Source organism: Coleofasciculus sp. H7-1 (genome assembly GCF_057473865.1).
The window spans coordinates 30,253-55,233 of record NZ_JBYCCT010000014.1 but is presented as its reverse complement, the minus strand read 5'-3'; the positions used below and the strand labels follow the sequence as shown (position 1 = coordinate 55,233).

General features: G+C 46.8%; 24 protein-coding genes and 1 other RNA gene. 14 read left to right on the top strand and 11 right to left on the bottom strand.

Annotated elements, in window-relative coordinates; genetic code table 11:
- The first annotated feature begins 10 nt into the window (after positions 1 to 10).
- On the top strand, positions 11 to 2,332 hold the full coding sequence (locus tag AC2VDX_RS03840) for a VPS10 domain-containing protein (protein ID WP_378175984.1): 2,322 nt from the start codon (positions 11 to 13) through the stop codon (positions 2,330 to 2,332).
- 469 nt (positions 2,333 to 2,801) lie between these two features.
- Here AC2VDX_RS03840 and AC2VDX_RS03835 read toward each other — a convergent pair whose 3' ends face one another.
- On the bottom strand, positions 2,802 to 3,599 hold the full coding sequence (locus AC2VDX_RS03835) for a WecB/TagA/CpsF family glycosyltransferase (RefSeq protein ID WP_378175981.1): 798 nt from the start codon (positions 3,597 to 3,599) through the stop codon (positions 2,802 to 2,804).
- Between the two features lie 258 nt (positions 3,600 to 3,857).
- Entirely contained in the window at positions 3,858 to 4,421 is a 564-nt protein-coding gene (locus AC2VDX_RS03830; protein ID WP_378175978.1) for a 2'-5' RNA ligase family protein, read from the bottom strand.
- 59 nt (positions 4,422 to 4,480) lie between these two features.
- On the opposite strand from AC2VDX_RS03830, the gene AC2VDX_RS03825 reads away from it, so the two are divergent.
- The 6 genes from AC2VDX_RS03825 to AC2VDX_RS03800 all read left to right on the top strand — a co-directional run bounded on the left by AC2VDX_RS03825 (position 4,481) and on the right by AC2VDX_RS03800 (position 8,476).
- A complete protein-coding gene (locus AC2VDX_RS03825; protein WP_378175976.1) occupies positions 4,481 to 4,747 on the top strand; it encodes a YciI family protein in 267 nt (88 codons plus the stop codon).
- A 61-nt stretch (positions 4,748 to 4,808) separates the two neighbouring features.
- Positions 4,809 to 4,905: signal recognition particle sRNA small type (gene ffs / locus AC2VDX_RS03820), an RNA gene on the top strand.
- Between the two features lie 110 nt (positions 4,906 to 5,015).
- Positions 5,016 to 5,390, top strand: a complete 375-nt coding sequence (locus tag AC2VDX_RS03815) for a phasin family protein (protein WP_378176345.1) — start codon at positions 5,016 to 5,018, stop codon at positions 5,388 to 5,390.
- A 232-nt stretch (positions 5,391 to 5,622) separates the two neighbouring features.
- Positions 5,623 to 6,036: a hypothetical protein gene (locus AC2VDX_RS03810; protein ID WP_378175973.1), complete on the top strand. Its 414-nt coding sequence runs from the start codon at positions 5,623 to 5,625 to the stop codon at positions 6,034 to 6,036.
- A gap of 121 nt (positions 6,037 to 6,157) precedes the next feature.
- Positions 6,158 to 6,589 carry a preQ(1) synthase gene (queF, locus tag AC2VDX_RS03805; RefSeq protein ID WP_378175970.1) on the top strand — a complete coding sequence of 144 codons (432 nt, stop codon included), beginning with the start codon at positions 6,158 to 6,160 and terminating at the stop codon, positions 6,587 to 6,589.
- Positions 6,590 to 6,814: 225 nt separating this feature from the next.
- Complete coding sequence (locus AC2VDX_RS03800) at positions 6,815 to 8,476, top strand: glycosyltransferase family 39 protein (RefSeq protein WP_378175967.1); 1,662 nt, start codon at positions 6,815 to 6,817, stop codon at positions 8,474 to 8,476.
- A gap of 77 nt (positions 8,477 to 8,553) precedes the next feature.
- Here AC2VDX_RS03800 and AC2VDX_RS03795 read toward each other — a convergent pair whose 3' ends face one another.
- Positions 8,554 to 9,978 carry a cytochrome c biogenesis protein gene (locus tag AC2VDX_RS03795; protein WP_378175964.1) on the bottom strand — a complete coding sequence of 475 codons (1,425 nt, stop codon included), beginning with the start codon at positions 9,976 to 9,978 and terminating at the stop codon, positions 8,554 to 8,556.
- Positions 9,979 to 10,024: 46 nt separating this feature from the next.
- Positions 10,025 to 10,759, bottom strand: a complete 735-nt coding sequence (locus AC2VDX_RS03790; protein WP_378175961.1) for a cytochrome c biogenesis protein CcdA — start codon at positions 10,757 to 10,759, stop codon at positions 10,025 to 10,027.
- Between the two features lie 671 nt (positions 10,760 to 11,430).
- On the opposite strand from AC2VDX_RS03790, the gene AC2VDX_RS03785 reads away from it, so the two are divergent.
- The gene (locus AC2VDX_RS03785; RefSeq protein WP_378175958.1) at positions 11,431 to 11,622 is read left to right on the top strand and encodes a hypothetical protein; all 192 of its coding nucleotides are present in this window, start codon (positions 11,431 to 11,433) and stop codon (positions 11,620 to 11,622) included.
- Positions 11,623 to 11,633: 11 nt separating this feature from the next.
- Positions 11,634 to 13,157: a hybrid sensor histidine kinase/response regulator gene (locus tag AC2VDX_RS03780; protein ID WP_378175955.1), complete on the top strand. Its 1,524-nt coding sequence runs from the start codon at positions 11,634 to 11,636 to the stop codon at positions 13,155 to 13,157.
- A 113-nt stretch (positions 13,158 to 13,270) separates the two neighbouring features.
- Here the strand turns inward: AC2VDX_RS03780 and AC2VDX_RS03775 are convergent, their stop codons facing one another.
- Positions 13,271 to 14,482 (bottom strand): FtsW/RodA/SpoVE family cell cycle protein, encoded by a 1,212-nt coding sequence (locus AC2VDX_RS03775; protein WP_378175952.1) that lies wholly within the window; start codon positions 14,480 to 14,482, stop codon positions 13,271 to 13,273.
- A gap of 480 nt (positions 14,483 to 14,962) precedes the next feature.
- Between AC2VDX_RS03775 and AC2VDX_RS03770 the strand changes: the two genes are divergently transcribed.
- A complete protein-coding gene (locus tag AC2VDX_RS03770) occupies positions 14,963 to 15,199 on the top strand; it encodes a hypothetical protein (RefSeq protein WP_378175949.1) in 237 nt (78 codons plus the stop codon).
- 406 nt (positions 15,200 to 15,605) lie between these two features.
- On the opposite strand, the gene AC2VDX_RS03765 is transcribed toward AC2VDX_RS03770, so the two are convergent.
- The 3 genes from AC2VDX_RS03765 to apcA form a co-directional block, all read right to left on the bottom strand.
- Positions 15,606 to 15,809, bottom strand: coding sequence for a phycobilisome linker polypeptide (locus AC2VDX_RS03765; protein WP_190411193.1), 204 nt, complete (start codon positions 15,807 to 15,809; stop codon positions 15,606 to 15,608).
- A gap of 232 nt (positions 15,810 to 16,041) precedes the next feature.
- Positions 16,042 to 16,527: an allophycocyanin subunit beta gene (gene apcB, locus AC2VDX_RS03760; protein WP_378175946.1), complete on the bottom strand. Its 486-nt coding sequence runs from the start codon at positions 16,525 to 16,527 to the stop codon at positions 16,042 to 16,044.
- Between the two features lie 62 nt (positions 16,528 to 16,589).
- Positions 16,590 to 17,075 (bottom strand): allophycocyanin subunit alpha, encoded by a 486-nt coding sequence (gene apcA / locus AC2VDX_RS03755; protein WP_378175943.1) that lies wholly within the window; start codon positions 17,073 to 17,075, stop codon positions 16,590 to 16,592.
- A gap of 258 nt (positions 17,076 to 17,333) precedes the next feature.
- On the opposite strand from apcA, the gene AC2VDX_RS03750 reads away from it, so the two are divergent.
- A complete protein-coding gene (locus AC2VDX_RS03750; RefSeq protein WP_378176342.1) occupies positions 17,334 to 17,531 on the top strand; it encodes a WG repeat-containing protein in 198 nt (65 codons plus the stop codon).
- A 210-nt stretch (positions 17,532 to 17,741) separates the two neighbouring features.
- Here the strand turns inward: AC2VDX_RS03750 and AC2VDX_RS03745 are convergent, their stop codons facing one another.
- On the bottom strand, positions 17,742 to 21,143 hold the full coding sequence (locus AC2VDX_RS03745; protein WP_378175939.1) for a phycobilisome rod-core linker polypeptide: 3,402 nt from the start codon (positions 21,141 to 21,143) through the stop codon (positions 17,742 to 17,744).
- A 442-nt stretch (positions 21,144 to 21,585) separates the two neighbouring features.
- On the opposite strand from AC2VDX_RS03745, the gene AC2VDX_RS03740 reads away from it, so the two are divergent.
- The gene (locus tag AC2VDX_RS03740; RefSeq protein ID WP_378175936.1) at positions 21,586 to 22,782 is read left to right on the top strand and encodes a class I SAM-dependent methyltransferase; all 1,197 of its coding nucleotides are present in this window, start codon (positions 21,586 to 21,588) and stop codon (positions 22,780 to 22,782) included.
- Positions 22,783 to 22,895: 113 nt separating this feature from the next.
- Here the strand turns inward: AC2VDX_RS03740 and AC2VDX_RS03735 are convergent, their stop codons facing one another.
- Together AC2VDX_RS03735 and AC2VDX_RS03730 are read right to left on the bottom strand one after the other, a co-directional pair.
- Positions 22,896 to 23,294 carry a hypothetical protein gene (locus tag AC2VDX_RS03735; protein WP_378175933.1) on the bottom strand — a complete coding sequence of 133 codons (399 nt, stop codon included), beginning with the start codon at positions 23,292 to 23,294 and terminating at the stop codon, positions 22,896 to 22,898.
- Positions 23,295 to 23,656: 362 nt separating this feature from the next.
- On the bottom strand, positions 23,657 to 23,986 hold the full coding sequence (locus AC2VDX_RS03730) for a hypothetical protein (RefSeq protein WP_378175930.1): 330 nt from the start codon (positions 23,984 to 23,986) through the stop codon (positions 23,657 to 23,659).
- A gap of 356 nt (positions 23,987 to 24,342) precedes the next feature.
- Here AC2VDX_RS03730 and AC2VDX_RS03725 point away from each other — a divergent pair, with 356 nt between their 5' ends.
- Complete coding sequence (locus AC2VDX_RS03725) at positions 24,343 to 24,501, top strand: hypothetical protein (protein WP_378175927.1); 159 nt, start codon at positions 24,343 to 24,345, stop codon at positions 24,499 to 24,501.
- 63 nt (positions 24,502 to 24,564) lie between these two features.
- The coding region (locus tag AC2VDX_RS03720; RefSeq protein WP_486928101.1) for a tetratricopeptide repeat protein at positions 24,565 to 24,981 on the top strand (417 nt) is incomplete at its 3' end.

Below are 24,981 nucleotides of genomic sequence, written 5' to 3'. Positions count from 1 at the left end.
AGGCTCAACAATGTTTACTGCTGCTACTAATCATTGGTCAACCATTGAAGCGATCGCTAATGTTACATTTGTAGGGCTGGCAAGCGTCCAACCAGTTCTGACAGGCTTATTAGTCTTCGCCATCGGGATTTGCTTCGCCCATATAGCCTTCAAGCTGATTACTAAATTTAACGCTCAACAAAGCCTTTCGTTAGCTCGAACGGTTCGCCTTGCTGTCATTGCTCTGTTTGCCACAGTAGCACTTCAACACATCTGGATTGCCAGCGACATTCTCAACGGTGCATCAGGGCAGGCAGAAGTCGTCACCTCCCGAAATTACCAAACCAATGTGTCTCTGGGGGAGACTAATGTTGCAGTAGGGGGAGGGGGTTATGTTACGGGGATTTTCCTGCATCCGCTACAACAGGATCTCGTTTACATCAAAACTGATGTTGGTGGCTTCTATCGTTGGAATTCAGTAGATAAAAGTTGGATACCACTAACTGACCACTTTCCACTAGATAAGAGCAACTACTACGGCGGAGAAGCCCTAGCCCTCGATCCAAAAGACTCAAATATTGTTTATATTGCCGCAGGCAAATACGTCTGGGATGAGCCTGGAACTATCTTTAAGTCTACCGATCGAGGTGCAACCTGGAAAAAGCTGGATTTGGACTTGCCGATGGGCGGCAACCAAGATAGACGGGAGGTAGGCGAGAGACTCGCTATCAATCCGTTTAATTCCAAGATGATTTTATTTGGTTCGCGGCGCGATGGACTTTGGAAATCTTTGGATGCTGGCGCGAACTGGACTAAAGTTACTTCTTTTGCTGGAAAGCTGGAAAAAGATATTGGCATCACAGCAATTGTATTTGACAAAGATAAGTCCGGCTTAGTCTACGCCAATGCCTACGGCGATGGAATTTATAAGTCTACTGACACAGGTGTTACCTGGAGCAAGATTGACGGAAGCCCAGAAAAAACGATGCGACTAGCGACAAGTCGCAACAACACTCTCTACGTAACAATTAATGGAAGTCCTGGAGTCAAAAAGTATGCAGATGGAGATTGGAAAAACATTACTCCACATGACTCCGAAGAGGATTTTAATGGGTTGAGCATTAACCCTACTAATCCTAACGATATTCTTGTTTCTACAAAAGCGAAAAAAAATACTAAAATTTACCGCTCGTTCGATGGCGGAACTACATGGAAAGAGCAGAAACGCTCGATCAATAATAGCGTTCCTTGGTGGTCTAGCTATATGCTCTCCAATCCCTCTGTATCTGCGATTGAGTTTGATCCCCAAGTTTCTGGAAGAGTTTGGTTCACCGATTGGTACGGGATATGGCGGACAGACAATATTAACAAACAGCCCTCTGTCTGGACGAACTATCAAAAAGGACATGAAGAGATTGTCACCTTCACCTTGGTTGCGCCTCCGAGTGGCGCTTTGTTGTTGAGCGGGATGGCAGATGTAGACGGGTTTTACCACAACAATGGACTAGACACTTATCCATCTAAAACCTTCGGTGGCAACGGTCCCGCATTCCAGGACACCTACAGCATTGCTTACTATGAAAAAGATCCGTTGCAAATGGTGCGCGTTGGCGGTAATCGCTGGAACAATACTTATTCGGGAGCAACTTCGACAGACGGCGGCTTAACTTGGAAAGAATTTGCTTCATTTCCAAAAGACACGATGCCGATGCGTGTAGCGATGTCAGCGACTAATCCAAAGTTATTTGTTGTCACTGTTAGTGGAGATAAAGCTCTCCGCACAGATGATGGCGGCGCTTCGTGGCAAGAAGTTGCTGGTTTACCCAAAGGTTCCAAGGGACCTTGGAATTGGTCTGTGCCGCTGGCAGCAGACAAAGTGGATGGTGACACGTTTTATTACTATAAGAACGGCAAATTCTATCAAAGTACCAATGGGGGTTTGTCTTTTGAAGTAGTGAATTCGTCACTTCCCGATGAAAGTTGGCACTCGCTTAGAACCGTATCTGGAGTTAAAGGTGAAGTTTGGTTGAGTCTCGATAAGAAACAACTTTACCGTTCGACAGACGGTGGCAAGAGGTTCTCCAAGATGGATGCAGTCAAGAGATCCTATTTGTTTGCTTTAGGAAAGCCACAGCCGGGAAGCACGATTCCAGCGCTGTATTTGTACGGAGAAATTGATGATATGGGCAAAGGAATCTTCCGTTCTCTAGACAGAGGAAAGACATGGAAAAGGATTGGTAATCCAGAAAATCCGATTGGAAATGGTCCGAATGTGATGGAGGCAAGTTTGCAGCAGTTCGGGTTAGTTTTTATTGGTACGAATGGCAGAGGAATTTACTATGGGAATCTGTAATCTAGTAGGAACATCCTCCTAAGGCTGCAAGCAAATACATCTGTGAGGCAGTTGTGACGCAGGGATTCGGAATGCGATAGACACTTGCAATATATTTGGAACCCCACCCCAACCTTCCCTGTTTACCGGAAAGAGCTTGAGGAAAGTTCAAACAACTTTTTCAAGCAGTTTAATCGCCTGCCAAGATATCTCATCACCAAAATAGACGTTCCAACGAAACGTCTATCCTGCAACAATAAATTTTAACAGAAAGCCAACAGCTTCTATGAGGATGTTTTAAAAGTCGAAAAGGGTACAATTTGTCAATCTGAGCTGAACAAAGTAGAGCATTCGCTCTAGCAGCGCGGATGCGCTGAGAATCTAGGGTTTCACGCAAATACTGAGATGCTTCGCTGCTTACCCTACGGGAGCTTGCTACTGCATGACAACAATAGGTACTTTACAAACATCCTCTAAAACAAAAGTTTCTTTATTCCCACTTAACCCGTTCCAATTTCACAGGTTTCTTGCCCCCCTGAAAGGGCTTTTTATAAAGATTAAGCTTTTGTTTCAAAATTAACCATAAGAAAGGCATATCGTCTACTAAATACCTTTTCCATAGCCTTTGTGGCTCGGATAAAAGCCTATGTAACCACTCTATCCCCACTTCACTCATCCACTGTGGAGACCTTGGTTTATGACCTGCCTCAAAGTCAATAGATGCGCCGACAGACAAGAAAACTTTGATATTGGGTAATTTATTTTTATACTTCAATATCCACTTTTCCTGTTTGGGGGCACCTACGCCTACTGCTAATACTGTAGCGCCTGACTTGTTAATCATGTCAATAATTTCTAGGCATTCTTTTTCGCTCTTTTCAAATCCAAAAGACGGAGAATGGGAAGCGACTATAATATTTCTGCCTACTTGGTTATTGATTCGCTCTTGAGCTTTACTAGCCACTCCTTGAGCGGCACCTAGCAAGAAAATCTTAACGCTTTCATTGTCCTTGTGGTGCATATAGAAAGCGGGAAACAAATCGGAACCCGAAAGCTTTTCTTTAAGCGGCGTACCCAAGAATTTAGTAGCGTACAATACTATTTGACTGTCACACACTTTATAAGTAGCGATATTGTAAGCTTTGTAGAAATCCCGATCGGTTTGTAACTTCATCAGGTGGTCTACATTTGGTGTAAATACAATACCGCCTTCCCGATCGAGTTTTGTTAATAGCTCGGCTTTTGATAAGTTGTCAATGGATACATTAAGTACATTAATTTTTTTCATTGACTCCTCTCAGACTCCTCTCACTTTAGCAATCTACTCGTGTGGTCGCAGTAATAACGACACAATAATGAGAGTCGGGCTATCACTACCTCTACCGTGGGAGAGGACAAATCTTTATGAAGGTTTATGACCCTAGATAGATTTAAAGATTGAGGAAACAAGCTTTGCTATTATTGTGAAGTTTTTTCCGATGGAAAGAATAAAGGTAGCGATCGCGCCACGACCAGACGCAACCCCTTGGTGAAAAGATTGCCCTGTTTACCTCCGACGCGCTAAGCAAGGAAATTCGCTGCTCGCTTCCCATCTTTCGCCTGTATGAATCAGTAGCGTTAGCTGAGCAGCCGTAAACTCAAACTGTAACGGTCGCTGCTGAAATTCAGTCCAAGCTAGCTGAAAGTTCTGCCGTGTCAAATCTCTAAAAGCAACAGTCATGTGAGGAGCAAACGGACGCTGCTGGGAAACCGAATCGACAATTCCCAAGTTTGTCTCCAAATCGGTCATGAAATCGGCTTGTAACGTTAGTAGTTGCGGCGTCTTGAGGACATTGATGTAGATAACACGGGGTGGAAAAGCTCCAAATCCTTGCAGGGTAATGGAGACGGGTGAACGATGCGAAGCAAACGTCCTCAAGCATTCTTCCAGCACTGGCACTGCCTCTACCTGCCATTCAAACGGCGGTTGCAGCGTAATATGGGGGGGAGATTTCTGGGCACCTTTGCTAGCATAGGTTTGAGCAAAGTGCTGCTGAATCCCTTTGGCGTAGTCCTGAATCTCTTGCGGCGGCAAGAGAGCGATAAAGAAGCGGCGTTTTGTATTGTCCAAGAAATTCCAGCGGTAGTTTACTTGTTAAATAGATATAGCCAGATAAGGGAAGAAAGTGAATGCCCTGGTTTGTAAAGATTGAAGAAGGCATCGTTGATAAACCTATCTTTGATAAATCTATACCGGCGCATAAAGCTTATGTCCAGGATTTGATTGCCAAAGGATACCAGGCGCGTAGCGGTTACTGGCGGTCGCGGCGAGGTGGCATGATGCTATTTGAGGCGTCTTCAATGGAGGAGGCGCAGGCAATTGTCTCTCAAGATCCGCTGGTGCAAAACGGCTGTGTCAAGTATGAACTCTATGAGTGGCGAGTCGTTGCCGAATAAAAGCTAACGCTGATTGCCGCTAGAGTTTTCAGTTATTACTGAATGATGTTATGCTTTAGATGATCCGGACCCATGCGATCGCAACGCCTAAACCTTGTCAGAACCGGAAGGTAGCAGCAACACGGGATGCTTGTGATAGGCGTGGCATCCGGATCACTCGAATCGCCGCATCGCCCTCGTTTGCCTTGTAATTGGTGGGCAGTTTCTGGATTTCACGCTTATGCTGGAATCAGCAGATACTTGCAGATTCAAGGAGCGAATCATTGCGATGGCTGGTTTTGGAGATATTGTTCAAAAAGCGTTTTACTTAGGAGTAGGCTTAGCTGCTTCTGCGGGTGAGAGAGCTGGGGGAAAATTATCGGAGTTGCGATCGCAAGCTCAAAAGCTAGCCGATGAAATGGTGGCAAAAGGCGAGATGACGACAGACGAAGCCCGCCGGTTTGTCGATGATATGATGAAACAAGCCCAGCAGGCACCCGTTGAGCCATCCAGCAGCACCCAACCCGGTGAGCCGCGCCGGATTGAAATTCTCTCAGAGGATGAAGATCCAAAGTCGGCAGCGGTTCCGGATAACGATGTGGACGCGATGCGCCAACAGGTGCAAGCACTACAGGACGAACTGCGTCGGCTAAAGCGCGATTAGCTTTCCAGTCATGAACGACAAACCGCGAACAGCCGAATCAATGCTGCATAGGCAAGAGCGAGTCGCTGCGAGTAGCATCATACGCCTTGCGCGATCGCAAGGCAACGGGTGCTAATCTACGCATTGCGATCGCATCATTGATTCGCGCTATTTAGAATAGGATTGCAGATTGAATTGATTGGCGTCATCGCGTCGCCGTTAAAAACTAAGCCTTTTGTGCTGAGTATCCAAAATGGAAGAGTGGCAAAAAGATTTTTTCGAGATGCTGGAAGCAGTCGCTGATGAAGTAGAGCAATTCTTCATTGGCATCACAGAAGTAGTAGACGCTGTTGCCGAAAGCGTGCAAACTACAATTGCAACCGATATCAATCAGTGTTTGCAGGAATTATTTGAACCAATTGCTGAAATTTATTTAGAATTTGAAGAGGTTGTAGGCGAAGGTGAGCAGCCTTTTAGCTATATGGTGGATACAGTTGAACCCACTCCACAAAAAAATCCTGCGTGTATGGGTTGCCACCATTACCACGGACAAGCTTATGGGGGAAACTTGTTAGTCTGCGCCATGCATCCCTATGGCTGGGACGATAAAAATTGTCCGGATTGGGAGGGTAGTACAGACTCGTTCAACTCCAGAGATATTTTCTGATCGAAGCAGGTAAAAAAGAAGGCTGAAAAGGTTCGACCTGCATCCTTACTCAAAAGTTCTTAGTCCTTTGTTTGTTATAAATGACTAATGACTAATGCCCAACGTTCGCTAACAACTACTGATGAGTCAGTCTCCAACACAGCAACAATTATCACCTGAAATGCCGCTCTCGGAAATGAAATACGGTGAGCGCAATATTGCTGAAGGACAATTAATTACCTTCCCCAATCCGCGAGTCGGACGCCGCTACGATATTCACATTACTTTACCAGAGTTTACCTGTAAGTGTCCGTTTTCTGGCTATCCTGACTTTGCGACTATCCACATTACCTATGTTCCCGATCAAAGGGTGGTGGAACTGAAGGCGATAAAGCTTTATATCAACAGTTACCGCGATCGCTACATCTCCCACGAAGAATCCATCAATCAAATTCTGGATGACTTTGTGGTAGCTTGCGATCCTTTAGAAGCCACTATCAAAGGGGATTTCACGCCGCGCGGTAATGTCCACACAGTAATTGAAGTGCGTCATCAGAAGTCGCCTGACGCCTAGGTAGCAGCACAAATATTCACTTGCTGCTGGATACTCCACCCAGTTTCAAAATTATCTTTTTCAGAAAGCCCGTCCAACGGGCTTTTTGCTTTGTGTCATCAAAAGCCTATCTATAGGTTCAAAATATAGACACCAAATCAGCCTAAAGGTGAAGGATAAATTCTCTTGCCTCACTTAGAATTTCGCAGAGCTTCGCGGCTTTTTAGATTGCGAAATGGAGGTTTCATGGCAGTTGCACAAACTTTTAACCATGTTAAGAATAGGTTAACTCAAACAAAGTTACTTCCTCCAACTTGGTTACAATTTTTTATCATTGTCTTGCTGGTACTGGGAGTATTCTTTCGAGTCGTCAACCTAGACCGAAAAGTTTACTGGGGCGATGAGACTCTGACTTCATTACGGATTGCTGGTTACACCAAGGCAGAATTAGTCCAAGAACTCTTTGATGGACATCAGATTGGGATCGAAGATTTGCAGAAGTTTCAACAACCCAATCCGGAAAAAGGTGTAAGCGGAACCATCAACTCGATAGTAGTAGATACTCCCCAGCATCCGCCACTATATTTTTTGATGGCAAGATTTTGGGCGCAATGGTTTGGTTATTCACCAGGGATAATCAGAAGCTTGTCTGCATTAATTAGCTTGCTAGTATTTCCTTGCATCAATTGGCTATGCCGAGAATTATTTGGATTTTCCTTAGTAGGATGGGTAGCGATGGCACTCATCGCCGTCTCCCCATTTCAAGTTCTCTACGCCCAGGAAGCACGACCTTATAGTTTATGGAGTGTGGCAATCTTACTATCCAGCGCGGTGCTGCTGCGAGCCATACGACTGGGAAATAGAGACACCAAAACCCTTATTTCTACTTGGGGAATGTATGCAGCAACGCTAGCACTGGGAATTTATACCCAGTTATTTTTTGCGCTGGTTGCCATTGGACATGGAATTTATTTATTGATAATTGAAAAATTCCGATTTACCAAGACAGTCTTTGCCTATTTGCTGGCATCTTTGGCTGGGTTCCTTACTTTTGTGCCTTGGCTTTTAGTTATTATTAGCAACTTGTCTACCGTTGAAGATACAACAGGTTGGTCTCGCCAGAAAGAAACCCTGTTTTCTTGGGTGAAAGCTTGGACTCGCAATATCACTCGGACAATGCTTGATGCAGACCCAGAAGGAGGAGCGATCGCGTTTGGATTTGACAATCAATGGACAGAATTAATTCGGCTGACTTTGGTAGGAATGGTTGTATTTCTGACAGGATATGCAATTTATTTTCTGTGCCGCTATACTCCCAAACGAGTTTGGTTATTTGTCTTAACATTGATTGGAGTTAGCTGCTTACCCTTCATCTTAAAAGATTTAATTTCAGGAGGAGGATTGTCAGGTTCAACTCGGCATCTCGTACCGATTTATTTAGGGATTGACTTAGCAGTTGCTTACTTGCTGGCTAGTAAAATTAGCTTGGTTTCTAGGAGTGCTAGAACACAAAAGCTATGGCAACTTGTGCTGATTGCGGTGGTTTCAAGTGGTGTCATCTCCTGCGCCATCAGTTCTCAACAAGAAATTTGGTGGAACAAAACCCTCTCTCAAACCAAATACAATCCCCAAGTAGCCAGCATTATCAACCAAGCGACTCATCCGCTTTTGGTCAGCGATGAGTTGCTAACCTTGATTCTGCCTTTGAGTCATGCACTTGACCCGAAAGTGCGGCTTCAATTAGTAGTTAAACCAGATGTGCCTCAGATTCCGGATGGGTTCAGCGATGTGTTTTTATATAGGAGTTCCCAAAAATTGAAAAAGGCACTGAAAAAGCAGAACTACAAAATAGAGCCTGCATACGAGACGGGTGAAGTCTGGCTTTGGAAACTAGAAAAAAAGGTGTGAGTGGAAAAAATTATTGATTTGCGTAGAGACGCGATCGCTCGCATCTCTACAATCCAAAATCAAAAATCAAAAATGGTTTAGGACTGGGTAGCGATCGCTTCTATCTCAACAACTGGCACTTCATCCTGGGACGGATTGCTAACTCGATCCAAAATTTCCATCAGTTCCCGTTCAAAAACAACTTGTGCGCGGTTAGTTCTGCCGCCAACATAGAAGCGAATCTCCTGCTGAGAGGCGGCGCTAACGCCTTCTTGCAGCGCCCAAATTTGCGAATGAGAAAAATAACTCATAACCACACCCAGCATCAGCAAACCAAAGCCAGCATAAACAAACGGGATACCGGGATCGGCTTTTATTTGCAAGCCAGTGCTGCCGATAACTTCATCAATGCTAAGCCTGACTCCATTCACTGGTGCCGACATCCCAGCGCGAATGGTATTTATTAGCTGACCCTTCGGATCGTAAAGCAGCAGCGTTCCCTGCAAATCCTTCGCAATTAGGGCAACTCCCTCACTCAAATCCGGTTTAGTGGGAATCCAAGTTCCCCAGATTCGACCCTTGCCGCCAGTATTTAATGACGCCATCGGCAACTGTAAAACTGGGCTATTATTCAGCCGCACCCGGATACCTGCAATTCCCCAATCGGTTTGATAAAACGTCACGCCTCGGTAACGCAGCGGCTGATTGACGTGAATAGTTTGACGATCAACTTCTTGTTCTTGTTTATCCAAAACTGACAAATCCGAATAAAACTGGTCGATTCTGCCTTCAGGTGTATAGTCAATCCAAAAACGATTTACCCGCACCGACCAATCTTTGGGAACTTGCGGCAGCGCCCAAGAACCGGCTTCGATGATATTTTTCACCTGAAACGTATCGCCGCTGGGAACCATTTCCTGGGCGACAAAACCTGTTATGCTACCCCAAATTGCGCCCCCCAGAATAATTAACATACTGGCATGAACGACAATCGGGCCAATCCGTCCCACCAGTCCTTTACGGGCGTAAAGTTTATCTCCTTCTTGAAAAACTTTATAGCGCCGCTGCCGCAACAATTCGGTAAGTTTATTCAGCGAACCATTGTCTAGTTCCGCACTCAGGGCGAGTTTCTGAAATTGACGGGGTTGGTCGTAAAACTTCCACTGCTGTGCTGCTTTTAAAGCTGGAAACTGGCGGGTGAAGGTACAGGCAGTTAAGCTGCTGCCAAATAAAATCAGGATTGCTAAAAACCACCAGGTGCGATAAACACGATCCAATCCGATTACCTGGATTACTTTCCAAGTCAGGAAACCAAACAAAGCGGGATGCTCTGGATAGTTAGCTTGGTAGAAAGCGGGCGACTGACCCTGCTCAATGACCGTGCCAGAGATGCTAAAAAGCGCGATCGCTAATAGCAACGCGATCGCTAACCGCAAATCTGCCAGCAATGGCAACAACTCCCGCCGCCAAAACCGATAGGAAGTTGACCCCAAGTTTGAGAAAAAAGAATTTTTTGCAGTCATTTTTTGATAATTGATAATTGGTAATAGCTAATTCTTTTGATTACCATTAGCCAATCGGAATCCGAGACAGCAGCGAAAATACCCCAAATCCAACCAAAAGCACACCACTAACTGGTGTAATCCAACTCGACCACTGGCGCAACTCCAGCAACTTCTTAATAGAGGCTGTAAAAGTCCCTGCCAAAATCAACGGTGCCACATAACCTGCTGTGTACGATAGCAGCAAGACTGCACCTAATACCACGTCTTGCGTCGTGGCTATCCAACCCAGTAACGTTCCCAACACGGGAGTACTACACGGAGAAGCAACCACCCCAAAAGTTAGACCAATCAGATAGGAACGCACTCCCTCTGGTAATTCTTTGGAAATCCACTCCATCCCACCCCAAGCAGGCAACGGAAGGGGCAAAGCTTCTAGTAAATTTAGCCCCATTGCGATCGCCAGAATGCTCACAAGAATCGGCAAACCAAATCCCACTTGACCGTAGACGTTTCCCAGCAACGCCGCTAAGATGCCAAGACCTGCCAGCGTCGTTGCCAATCCCAAGGAAAACCAGGTAGCCTGGGCAGCTGCTTGGAGGCGGCTTTTGGTTTCATAGCCCCCGATGTAGCCAAGGGTGATGGGCAACATGGAAAGCATACAGGGCGTCAGACTGGTGAGCAATCCGGCTGCAAAGATAATGCCAATACTGATAACGCTGAGATGTTGCAGCTGGATGAAAACGAGAGTGTTGGCAAATTCACTGAGTTCGTAAAGCTGGGTTTGCAGACTTTCAATCATGAGGAGGTTAGTTCGTGGAATGCTGACTCTGCTTGAATTTTAGCTTACTTGGAAGGGCAGAACCGGCGGGAATGGCGGCGTCCGCACAGTCTGCTTGACAATAACACCGATCGGTATTTTTTTTATCAACGCAGGTTTCTCAAGAAATTCTTAAGGATGTTTTCAGCGATTGCCCCATTAAGCTTGCAGCGAGTCTTTTATTCAAATGTTGTTAATTATTGTCAAGTCTAAAAGCGAAAACTTTTATTCTTTTTATAAAGCAACACTAAAAAATTTGTATTTCTTAACATTAAATAGCATTTAACATTAGAGTTTTTTTCCAAATTTAGGGAACCCTAAATACAGACACATCAGGACTTACGCAACTTGCGCGACATCTGAGGGCAATCCCCCTGGGGATTGAACCGACAAGAACGCTATATGTATAAGCTTTGCGTAAGTCCTGACATATTCAGGAGCCTATATTGTCCCTCCTTCCACGAGCAGACCGATGACCTAGCCAACGAACAGCTGAGAGCCTCATTGACTATTTATGGAAAACTCCAAGAACGTCGAGGAGAGTGCTACGTCCGTGTTGAATGTTGAATTTGAGCAACTTAACTTAGTTTCGATATATCTGAACCAAAGAGGAAATTAAAAATGAAGAATTCCTTAAGCCTTCCGCAAAAGCGATGGTGCTTCCGCCTGTAGAGGAAATCGCTGCTCTGTTCGAGCTAGCAATAATGGGCGACCTCAGAGGTATTGCCAAGCGAGCCGCTCAACTGGAACAGATGAATCAGGACTGGATACCGTTTGCCAGCCATTTACGTCAATTAGCCAAGGGCTTTAAAGAAAAACAAATCTTGGAATTTATTAAACAATAGAGAGAAAGTAAATGAACGTTGAAATTCCCCATAAAGGCATAATCTTAATCGTTGATGATACTCCCACAAATTTAGGGATTTTGTTCGATTTTTTAGCGGATTCCGGCTTCAAAATTTTGGTAGCGCGGGATGGCGAAAGTGCTATTCAGAAGGTGGAATATGCACCGCCGGATCTCATCTTATTAGATGTGCTGATGCCTGGGATGGATGGGTTTGAAACTTGCCGTCTCCTGAAAGCCAATCAAGCAACAAAAGATATTCCCGTGATTTTTATGACGGCGCTCACTGAGACGGCGGATAAGGTTAGAGGTTTGAATTTGGGAGCGGTCGATTATATTACTAAACCACTTCAGCATGAAGAAGTTTTAGCTCGCGTTACTATCCACCTAAGCATCCAGAATCTAACTAAGAAACTAAAAGAACAAAATGTGCGTTTGGAACAAGAAATCCAAGAACGTACAAGGGTAGAGGAAGCGCTGTTGCAGCTCAAAGAAGAACAAGAAGAACGGGTAGAGGAACGAACTGTTGAACTTTCCCAATCTAATGCTCTGCTGAAACAAGAGATTCAAGAGCGGATTTCTACAGAGGCAGTATTACAACAATCGGAAGCACGCTATCGAGAACAAGCGCATCAGCTAGAACTTGCGTTTCGCCAACTCCAACAGACTCAAAGCCAACTGATTCAAAGCGAACAACTGGCTAGTTTGGGACAGTTAGTCGCCGGTGTCGCTCATGAAATGAATAACCCGGTTAACTTTATCTACGGCAATGTTACGCACGCAGATCACTATACCCAAGACCTGATGCACCTGCTGAACCTCTATGCTAAGGAATTTCCCAATCCGGGGCCAACTATCACTGAGGAGGCTCAGGCGATTGACCTAGAGTTTCTCGTTGAAGACCTGCCGAAACTGCTGGGTTCGATGAAGATCGGGGTTGAACGCATCCGCGAAATCGTCCAGTCATTGCGGAACTTCTCTCGCGTGGATGAGGCTCAGATGAAGCCAGTGAACATTCACGATGGGCTAGACAGCACTCTGCTGATTTTGAACAACCGGCTGAAATCCAAGCCTGATTATCCGGGCATTCAAATCATCAAAGAGTATGGCAAGTTGCCTCCTGTAGAGTGTTATGCAGGTCAGCTGAACCAGGTGTTCATGAATCTGCTTTCGAGTGTGATTGATACTTTGGAGGAGTATGACCGTAAGCGATCGCCTGAAGAAATACACTTCTCCCGCAGTACCATTCGGATTTGTACCGAAATAACCGACCGTGGCTTTGTGACCATTCAGATTACAGATAATGGCCCCAGTATGACGGAGGAAGTCCGCACTCACCTGTTTGATCCCTTCTATACGCCGAAAACGAATGGCAAAGGCACGAAGATTGGGTTGTCCCTTAGCTATCAAATTGTCGTGGACAAACATGGTGGGCAGATGCAGTGTATTTCAGCGCCCGGACAAGGTACGGAATTCATCATGGCGATTCCGATTCGACAGGATCTTCAGAAAACGCCTTCGTTCCAGTCAATTTGATCTCAAAGTCATCAGCTAAAAGACATTTAACTTGCACGGTAAATTCTGGTAGTAGGTGATGGAAATTACCTAAAACCTCTGTTTCAATTTGTGCAATTTAGATGTACGGCAGCTTATGGCTCTCGGCGTCGCCGCCTAGCCGCAGACCGACGCCCTTGTAGAGACACGATTTCGGCTTCGCTACTCTCCCGCGCCACGCGAATCAGCAGCCCCCCAGCAATCAAACTGGCAATCATGGAATTGCCACCATAGCTAAACAGTGGCAAGGGCAAACCCGTAGTAGGTAGGACGCCAGTCGCAACGCCAATATTTAGCAGTGACTGCCCCACCATCAAAATCATGGCTCCAATCGCCACCAGCCGGTGAATGGGATTTTGCGCCTTTATCGCCACAATCAGCGCCAGCGTCGCATAAGCCATCAGCAGTAGCAGCAGCAGCAAACTGCCTGCAAAGCCAAATTCTTCTGCATACACCGCAAAGATAAAATCGGTGTACTGAATCGGCAAATAAAACAGCTTCTGTTGCGATAGCCCAAAACCCGACCCCCAGATGCCGCCAGAACCAACTGCCAGTAAACTTTGAATCAGCTGGTATCCGTCTTGCATGGGGTCAGCCCAAGGATTCAAAAAAGACATTATCCGACGGCGCTGATATTCTTTCACGCTGATACTGATTGTCGCCAAGAGCAACCCACCCAGTGCCGTTCCTCCCAAGTAGGAATAAGGCAACCCAGCAGCAAGTGCGATTAGCCACAAAGTCATTCCGCAAAGCGCGGTTGTACTTAAGTTGGGCTGTAGCAAAATTCCCAAAAGCACGCAGCAAAAAATTAACAGCCAGGTCAAGCGGACTTTCCACGTTAGCCTGTCCCAATGCCCAAAGATCCGAGCGCCTTGCAACACCAGGAATGGCTTGATCAATTCAGAGGGTTGAATTGGAAATGGTCCCAAGGCTATCCAGCGGGTTGCACCATTGGTGGTGGTTCCGACTCCCGGAATCAGGGTGACGAAAATCAATGCCAACAGTAGTATCACAAACCAATCGGCGATCTCTAGGACAGAACGCAGCGGGAAGTTCACCACCAGGTTAAATGCTACTAGCCCAAGGATGACTGAGACGATTTGTCGCTTGAAGTAGTACAGTCCATCCCCAAACTCAGCATCGGCACTGGGATAGGATGCAGAAAACAGCACTACTAACCCGATAAACAGCCAGAGGAAGGTTAGCCACCGCAACAATCTGGCATCTATTGCCCAATCCTGGGCAGAGGAATTAAAAACAGGAACTAGCTGGCGTAAATTCACAGCGACTTGGCGTATAGGTGACATTCAGTGGCAGGGAATTACTCGCGCGATCGCTCTAGCGTATGCATGGAGTGCTGCTCTCTCCCCAACATTAGCAGCGGTACCGACCAAAATGATAAGGCGCTTTGCCCTATATCAGTTCATCCGATCCCGATTTTCTTGGCTTTTCTATGAATTTTTCTGACATCTAACGGCATCAGGCGATCGCCCTCTAAATCAAAAATTTATTAATTACCTCTAAAAATTAAAGCTTTAAAGAAGATTGCTTTACTGACGATCTTTGTATTGGAGTTAACCGTATGATTACTGAAATCAAAATTCTAAATTTCAGTGATTTAAGTAAAAATGCGACCTTATTACTTCGTAATATCTATAGCCGCAATTATGTATAATCACGCAGACCACTTAGAGTTTTGGATTGAGCAAGCTGAAAAAGCTCAATTAGCTCCCAGGGCTACAGAGACTATTCCCGATTCCCTATAAGTTGAGCGAGATTACTTAGAAATGCAGGTCAAAACCCATCCCATCAATGTAACGGTACTGACTGTCCTGGTGCTAGCAGGATTTCTCGGCATCGCTTACATACTATTAGCCCTCAGCTCATCTTCACTATACTCATCTACACATCCAGCGGTCGTACCTTGGATAGGCGAACAGCATCAATGTGAGACAAGCGGCAGAACTTGGAGAGAAGAGAGCGAGGAAGAATGCCTGGATTACGAACGCAGCGCTGACTTCTAAAAGAGTTTGGCTTAACATAAATTTCCGAAAAATTCTTGAAAAGAAGTCAACAAATGCTTATCCAGCAAGCTTTAGTTGCTCTTTTTTCTAATCTAGTTCTCATACCATTTCACAAATTGCCTGCAACAAAATCCTCCCAACCGTCCCCTTAAAAAGGGAGCTTCGAGAATCGAAGTGTAGCGCCAATAAAGCGAATTGCTCCAGACTTACGCAACATCACCACATCTGCCACCGCAATCCCCAGGGGGATTGCCCCTACAAAACGCTATATGTATAAGCTTTGCGTAAGTCCTGTTGCTATCAGAAAGAGGATATTTAGCCACAAAAAAAGAGGTCGTAAAGACCTCTTTGCAATTAAATCTTATCAAAATGTTGAAAATTCCGTAAACAAGCCTATTTCAGCAAATTAAAGTAGACCAGTATTTACTCCTGGCTTACCAGTAGCCAGCTCAACCTTAACGATTTTTCCACCCATTTTCATAATCCGCTGCTGTTCGCGAAACCAATTTTCGTAGGGAACGAGTTTCGTGAAATAAGTGTTTTGCAATTCCCGCTGAGTCCGAATACGGGTCTGGCTGGGAACACAGGCAGTAATTTTAAACATCCGCATGGTTGATTTCTCCTAGTCAGGTGGTGAGGAAATTTTTGATCTCAATCAATCTTTGGATTGGCGTATCTATAAGACACCGAAGGCTGGGAGTCAAGAGTCAATACTAGACCGCTAAAACTTATCAACTCAATTCGACAAGCCTTTGACGAGCTAGCATTCACTCCAGACTTCCCAGACTTCACCAGACAAAACGCAGTCGCTTAGAACTTAAGCGATGAACGAGCGCTTACGCTTAGCTCAAGCCAGAGCAGATGTAGTCTAAATAAACGCCCATTTCCTTACCGGCATCGGCACCGACCAAGCTGGCAGTAACTTCTTTCATCGCTTGGATAGCTTGCACAGTGGCGGAAACAGGAACACCCAGGGAGTTGTAGGTTTCCTTCAAGCCATTCAGCACGCGCTCATCCAAGATGGAGGGATCGCCAGCCAGCATGGCATAGGTGGAATAGCGGAGGTAGTAGTCCAAGTCGCGGATGCAAGCAGCATAGCGACGGGTGGTGTACATATTGCCACCGGGACGGGTGATGTCAGAGTACAGCAGGGACTTAGCAACCGCTTCTTTAACGATGGTGGCGGCATTGGCGCTAATGGTGGTTGCTGCACGAACGCGCAGTTCGCCAGTGTTGAAATAGCCCTTGAGCTTTTCCAAAGCACCAGTGTCAAGGTATTTACCTTGAACGTCGGAAGAATTGATAACAGCAGTAATTGCGTCTTGCATTTTTCTTGTTTCCTTATCTTACGTAGTCAGGTTCAAATCCTCAGCAGGGAAAGGGAAACACCCTACTGCATGGCACCAATCACGTAGTCGAAGTAAGCGCCTGCTTCAGAAGCATCTTCGCCAGACATCATGGAGGAAGCAGCATTCTTCATAGCGCGAACGCCTTCGGAAACTGCGTCAACCGGGGTACCTAGAGACTTATACATTTCGCGGACGCCCACCAAACCGATTTCTTCAATCGGGGTGACATCACCAGCAACAACTCCGTAGGTGATCAGACGCAGGTAGTAGTCCAGATCCCGCAGGCAGGTAGCGGTCATTTCTTCACCGTAAGCGTTGCCACCGGGAGAAACAACATCAGGACGCTTTTGGAACAGCTGGTCGCCTGCTTGCTTGACGATGCGCTCGCGGGAGTCGGTCAACGTTTGGGCAATCCGGAGGCGACGCTCACCAGAGGTCACGAAGTTCTTGATCCGGTCTAGTTCGCCTGGGCTAAGATAACGAGCCTCGGCATCGGCATTCACGATAGATTTCGTGACGATACTCATTTGTGGATTCCTCCAATCAAAAGAAAAATTTTACCAGATGGTTTGAAACATGGCATTCGCCAAGGAATGTGTGAGCCTGTCACTGCTAAAGAATACTTTTTCGGTATCTTCAGCATTTTTCAGTGTAACCATCCGTACACACTGCCTTGGACTCAGCTACCTTCCGCAAATAATTTTGCGGCATTAGGTTCACATTCCAGGTCTGTTCTTAACAGTTTTTAACATTGCTCCTCATTTTGGGGCTTTGAGGGCGATCGCCTGTCAGGTTTACTGAACTGCTCCAGGACGCAGCAGGAGCTGAGGAGTCCCATCCTCTCGCTTGGGCCAGAATCAGGGTCAGTTGAAAGTTTTTCCAACGAGCTGGCAAAAGTTACAGTTGGCAGTAAGTATGGCTATATTGACCACAAGGGACGGATGGTCAGCCAGTCCCAGTTTGATGAAGCCCTAATTGAGTAAGATTGATTACTGACATCATTGCATTAGCCGTTCGCCTGCTTTATTTCTCTCTTGCTGGAGAGGAACAGAAAAATGCGATCGCCTCCTCTCCTCTTTTCCCTGGAGCGTCCTCTGTGGTTCGATAAAAAAGCCCTCTGACCTTTCTAACAGATCAAAGGGCAGATTATTTTGTAAGGTGGGCATTACCCACCCTACAAAAACTTACAGAATTTATCGGCTAAAGCGATTACCGATGAAAGAAGGCGACATATCTGACCAGGACTGTTTCACCAAGTCAGCTGCTGCTTTCACACTGCCCAGATAATTACCCGCTGGCAGGGACGGGAAGCGGTTGTAAGGCACCACATCCTCGCCGAAGTAACGGGCATACTCAGGACTATCCACCATTGCCTCTACAGCCGCCTTCAAGCCGCTATCCGCCAGCAGTTTGTTGTACTGCCGGATTTCACCTTGGGTAGCGGGTGCGCGTCCCAGCAGGTGCCGGAACAGGAACTCAATCACCTTGGTGTTGGGATAGGGGGTATAGAAGCGACGGCGATAGATATCGGAACTCGCCAGACTCTTGACAAACTCTCGTACCGAGATTTCACCGTTGCGGAGTTTGCTATCCAGATCCGAACGGCGCAGTTCACCAGGAACTTGACCGCTGAAGATATCCATCACCTGACAGTAGATGGCATTAATCACCTGTGCAGATTCACCCTGGTTCATGCCTGGGTTCATCCGGTGAATCCGTGCAGGCTTACGCCGCGATGTCCCAACTCCAATTTCAACGGATTGCCCGTCACCGTTGCTAAAGGAACGACCCAACTCGATAAACAGCGGCTTACTCATGTCGCGCTGACGAGCTTTGGCAGCGATATCTGCGATCGCTTTACCCATCATCGGCATCTTCGCCACATCCATGCGCGACTGCACCGGCTTAAAGCTGGGAACCACCAAGTCATCATTCTGCTTGGTCAGTTGGTTATACAGCTTCTCGGTATTCGGGAAGTTTGCCGCTGGCAGCGTCGGGAAGCGGTTGTAAGGCACCGTATCTTCTCCGAACGCCTGACCATACTCTGCGCTATTCACCATTGCGCCCACAAAGCCCCGAAGCCCCTGAGAGGCAAGGATCTGGTTATACTTGCGAATTTCTACTTGGTCTAGGGGTGCCCGTCCCAAGAAGTGCTTCGTACCCAGCTCGATCACCTTGGTGTTCGGGTAGGGGGTGTAGAACTCTTTGATGTAGAGGTCTGAACCTCCCAACGCCTCAATAAATTCCTTGAGGTTGATTTCACCATTGCCCAGCTTGCTTTCCAGGTCGCTGAATTGGTTCTTCACGATATAGGGTTCAATATCGCGCTCGAAAATCTGCCGATATGTCGCCCGGATCGTGTTTTGCACCAAATTCTTGTCGCCGGTTTCCGTCAGCTTGAAGACCTTGGTTTGTTCGCGCTTCTTGCTAACACCTTGGTTGATGCGGAATTGAATGTCCGGTTCCGTCCGCAGTTGCGTGACTTGACCGAGTTCCACAAAACGAGGGGTTTCTTGCTTCTCAACGTTGGTACCTGTGTCAGCAATGCTACCAAGCCGGAGACTACGCAAGCTGACGCCCGCTGGTGTCAGATACCGCTCGTAAGGAACCGTATCTTCCCCAAACGACTCGTTGTATTCGGGGCTATCGATAATCGCGTCAACCAAGGCGTAGAAGCCTTTTTTGGCGCAAATATCAAAATACTTGTTGGTTTCCTGACGTCCGTAGGTGGGACGACCCAACAGACGACGGTGGATGTATTCAATCGACTTGGTGACGTACAGCGAAGTCCAGTACAACTTGCGGAACAAGTCGGACTTAGCCAGAACGCGGATGAACTCCCGCACTGTGGTTTCGCCGTTTTCCAGCTTGATTTCCGCCACCTTGAGGCGTTGACCTTCATAGACATCCCGCCCAAACACTTGCAGGTAGGCTGCCTTCAGCACCGCTTGGGTGGAACTTTCCGAGTATTTGACGCTGGAATTCTTTACATACCGTCTGAAGGACGTACCGCCGTTCGCTCCTGGACCAGGGAGTTGATCCAGCTTGAACACTTTCGGACCTAGGGAACCCGGAGCTTTGGGACGAGCTGCTGGGTTGCTCAGTTGGTTGTCAATTCCTGGGCCTTGGCGGATCAGGATGCGACGAGTATCCTTACCAAACGGAGCAGGTCGGGTGTTGGGATTCTTCGTTTCTTTCGGGAAGATTGCCCCAAACTGAATTTCCAGGGGGTCGTTGCCGGAACCATACGGGTGTTGGTCGGGCAGCGGTCGCTCGTAAGCGGCAAATGTGGTAATGAACTGCGGCACCTTGCGGAAAGGGGCACTGTAGTTCAACAAATCTTGCTGCGGTCCCCAGTTGCGACACTCCTGCGCTTCTTGACCTAGACCCCGGATGTAGGGCACGGTTTCTTCGCCGAAGTAGTCGGAATATTCCTTAGAGTCCACCAGGGCATCCACGAGACCGGGTAGACCTTTGTTGGAAACGATGGAGAAGTATTCTTGTACTTCTTCACGGCTGGATGGGCCGCGACCCAGGAAGTGACGGAATGCCAGTTCCAGAGCGCGACTGTTGATATATGGCTCGTAGAAGTTTTTGCGGTAAAGAAAAGATTTACCCAAGCGGCGGATAAATTCTTTCATCGAGATGTCACCATTTCTGACTTTGGATTCCAGGTCAGAGATGCCAAGGCTGTAAGCGCGAGTAATGTCGCGCTCAAAGACTTGCCGATAGGCGGCTTTGATGATTCCTTCCTTTTCCGAAGATGACAAACCGGGCTTCATGGCGTATTTAGGACGCCGCTCGGCTGAATTAAAGTAGATTTGGGGCAGTTGCAGACCTTGCTGATCGCCAGAAGGACGCTGCCGCACTTTGTCGGAGGGGGTGGGGGCGCGGAATTCGCTAATCAGCACTTCAAAGTACTGGTTGACAATCGTTGTCCCCTCATCGTCGCGCCGGAAATAACCTAAGGCGGCTGCCCGCATTTCCTGCAACGCCACAATTGTCGCTTCGCCGGAGCAAGCATTTTCGATGATTTCCCGCAAACCCCGCGTGTTGACCGCGATGATATTGGGGTCTCCGGCAACGATTGCGTATGTCAGGTAGCGCAAGAACCAGGATAAGTCCCGCAACGACTTCTGCATATTGCCCGGACCGTAACGGGCGACGTTGATCGGTCGGAAACCGGCTGGGGTAGGGCCGCCGCCGCCTGCGCTGAAGAGCGATCGCAACCCCTGCAAAAAGCCACCGCTGCTCTCCACATAGGTGACATTTCCCAGCGTCATCCCTTGTTTGACATCCGGAACGCTAGCCATCGCCAATTCGGGTTCGCGAGGCTTTTCTAAGAAAGCCATCGGGGAACCCCCGACGAAAATGCGGTTGGCTGCGCGGGACACAATCAAGTCTGCATTTTGGGTGAGCGTTTGAGCAATCTCAAGACGCTTGCTGCCAGAACTGAAATAGCTCTTCAGTTCATCCAGCTCACCTCTCCCTAAGAAGCGGTCTTGTTGTTCCGCTTGCGAAATAGTTGCAACTGGTACTGTTTGATATAGTTGCGGACGCGCAACTGAGCTTCCACCACTTGCCTTAACACTCATTGGATCTCAAAAGCTCCCTATTCTAAATCGTCACTGCGTTAAACATGACCAGAGTGCCACTGATGAATGATGAATTGTGAAGGTTGAAGGATTAAAGTTAACCGACCGCCACGGGGGCGACTTACCCTGCGAAAGTGGCTCTTTCCCTACGGCTTATGGCTTATCAACTTCATTCTTGCGCCTTCAACATCTCAGCGTTCATTTTTGAGCCTTTATCCTTCAACTGCCTGGGGTTAATCAGCTCAGCTTTTAGATTAAAACTTTTCGGGCTTCTCAGGCGGGTTTGTTAAAAAGTGTGTAGAACCCTATCTAGGTGTTCACAAGGTCATAATACTAAATGGCGGCAGATTCCCTGAGAAGATCGATAAGTTTTGTTACCTAAACAGCCGTCTACCTACAGATGACCTGCCCGGACATCTCTAACTTTACCCTTTAACGTGATATGGAAATCAGGCAGGATATCAGTTCCGCCGTCCAACGACTCTACGATACTTACCCTTTTCCACCAGAACCTCTGCTGGATAGTCCGCCTCCCGGCTACAACTGGCGCTGGAATTGGCTAGCCGCTTATCACTTTTGCACCAATCAAACACCCCAAAAACTGGATGTCCGCATTTTAGATGCCGGATGTGGCACGGGTGTGGGGACAGAGTACTTGGTTCACCTCAATCCGGCGGCTCAAGTGGTGGGAATTGATTTGAGTTCGGGTGCTTTGGAGGTGGCACGAGAGCGTTGTCGCCGTTCCGGGGCAAATCGCGTCGAGTTTCATCACAAGAGCTTGTATGACGCGCAGCAACTACCGGGTGAGTTTGATTTAATCAACTGTGTTGGGGTTTTGCATCATTTGCCCGATCCGATTCGGGGAATTCAATCCCTGGCGGCAAAGTTAGCGCCGGGAGGCTTGATGCATATTTTCGTTTATGCTGAGCTGGGGCGCTGGGAAATTCAGTTGATGCAAAAAGCGATCGCCCTCCTCCAAGGCGAACGGCGAGGCGACTACCGCGATGGCGTTCAGGTGGGGCGTCAGATATTTGCCGCTCTACCTGAAAATAATCGACTTGTCAAGCGAGAAAAAGAGCGCTGGTCTTTAGAAAATCAGCGGGATGAGTGCTTTGCCGATATGTACGTTCATCCCCAAGAAATCGACTACAATATCGAAACTCTTTTTGAACTAATTGATGCTTCGGGTTTGGATTTTGTCGGTTTTTCCAATCCCAAAAACTGGGAATTAGAGCGACTGTTGGGGAAAAATCCAGACTTGCTGGAACAGGCTAAAAATTTGAGCGATCGCGAACATTATCGTTTAATCGAATTATTAGAGCCAGAAGCTGTCACTCACTACGAATTTTTCCTGGCACGTCCTCCCCTATCCAAAGCAGATTGGTCATTGGATGAGGCGCTGTTAGCAGCCATTCCAACGCGAAATCCGTGCATGGATGGATGGCCTAGCCGCTGTCTGTTTAACTACGATTATCAGATTGTCAATTTGTCAGAAGGAGAGTTTGAATTTTTGCAAGCGTGTGATGTTAACTCAGAAAAACGTCGAAGCGTAAAAGAAATTTTGGCTGGCGTTCAGATTGACTTGGATAAAGTGCGATCGCTCTTGAAACAACAGCTAATTATGCTGACACCGAGTTAACAAATAGGTAATTGGTAATGGGTAATAGTAAATTCGAGACGACTCATTACCGATTACCCATTCCCGTTGCCAATATTTCCTACATCAATTCAGATTACTAGACATTAGTTATTTTACTTTGATTCTGGATTCGTTGGTTCTGCCTCGTAGATGATCTCGCGTTTTGGCTCTTGGTTGCTGTCATCTGGAGTTTCAGCAGGGGTTTGATTTTGTGGTTCGGCAGGAGTTTCAGCAGGGGTTTGATTTTGTGGTTCAGCAGGAGTTTCAGCAGGCGTTTTATCTGGGGCTTCGTCTTCCGCTTCAAACTCAATCGTGATAATTGGTTTAGCCTCCCGATAGATAAAGGCTTCCATATCTCCTATGGGGTTTCGGGCACTGTTAAGGCTGTCACCATCATAAGGGGGAGTGCCATTAAAGAATTTTTCAAGTCGATAGGTTTGAGCCACGGCTGGGGAACCGATAAAGGCACTTAATCCAATGATGCAGATTAACCATTGAGTTTGAGGTTTCATTTGACCAATACCTCCTCAACTACAGCTACCTGTAGTGTATATAACCACCAAAGTTAAACGAAGTTTCCAGTTTATAACCTTTAGTGACTTATGTAAAACTTGAGAGGTCAAATAAAACCGGCAACGGGAGCGATCGCTACTGTACTCTTATGATTATTTTTTCAGCATCAAAGAATATTTCGATGTCGTCAAGAGCAAGTTCTGCTGGCATCGGCAATGGAAGCAATCGCTCTTAAAACAATAGCTGATTTTGCTGACGAGTTAACAAAACTAAGCTGCGTAAAGATGCAAATATAAATAATAAGCCCTCAGCCTTTACCTAGAGGAGATAAAAACTGAGGGCATTGTTAAAACTTGCATTACTACCTTATTGAACCTGGCTGGTTGGGCTTTTGGTTCATCGGTACTGCGTTCCTTTGTAACTGGCTTTCTGACTGATTAGGGTTGTTGTTTTGCTCTGTTAAGTTGCGATTGGTGGCTGGTGTCCCATCCTCGGTTGATTCACGAACATTTGTGTCGTTAGAGGTTTCCCTATTTCCACTGGGGTTGAGGGGTTGGGTAATATCGTCGCCCGTATATGGGGGGAGACCATTGAAAAAGTCTTGTAACGGTGTGTTTTGAGCTACGGCTGGGGAACTGATGAGGGCAGTTAATCCCAGGATGCCGATCAGCCACTGGGTTTTAAGTTTCATTTGACCAATACTTCCTTTACTATGTGTAGTCTGCTACTACTCAAGTTAAACAAGTTTGCTTTTTGTAACCTCTAGCTGCCGACGTACCACCTGAGATTAAAAATCAGTCGGGTAGAACCAGCAAAGGAAGCGATCGCTACCGTACCCATTTAATGATTCTTTTGGCGTCAAAAACCGATGGCGAGGCGATCGCTGCTTTACAGATGTTTGTCACACCTCCCCTTTTTACAAACTAAACCCCTGCACCTTCCGAGAAATATTACTGTCGGTAAGACTAAAAGTTATACTAATTTCAGTTGATACAAGGTATAACATAATGGCAAGTATCAAAACCGCCATCTCGCTGCCAGAATCTATTGTTTGAGCAAGCAGAAGCGATCGCCCGCGAGATGAAAATTTCGCGGAGTGCCGTAGTTGCGATCGCACTGGAAGAATTCATTCGCCGTCGAATAGGAATTGTCCCCTTAGGAGAAAAAAGCAACGGGAAGATCGTTGTTGCATCAACCGATAACTAGACGCGCCCAATTGCCGTAAGTTAAAACAGCGATCGCATCCTTGCACTTTCCCCCCTAATAACTGTGCGCCTCCAAATCAGACTACTCAGCGCGATCGCTCTTTTGACATCTGCTGCAACGCCTTTCGCGCCTAATTTTCCAGCGCCATTCACCACAACACAGGCGTTAGCGCAAACCCTAGATGCTCGGAAAGCCGAAGCAGACCGACTTCTACAGCAAGGGATTCAGCAGTATGATACAAGTCAATTTGAGGCAGCATTACAGTCTTGGCAGCAGGCACTAAGTCTCTATCGGGAAATTAAAGACCGTTTGGGGGAGGGAGCAGCCCTGGGCAATCTGGGAAATGCTTACAATTCCCTGGGAGACTACGCCAAGGCGATTGAGTACCACCAGCAGAGTTTGGTAATAGCGCGGGAAATTAAAAACCGTTCGGGGGAGGGAGCAGCCCTGGGCAATCTGGGAAATGCTTACGATTCCCTG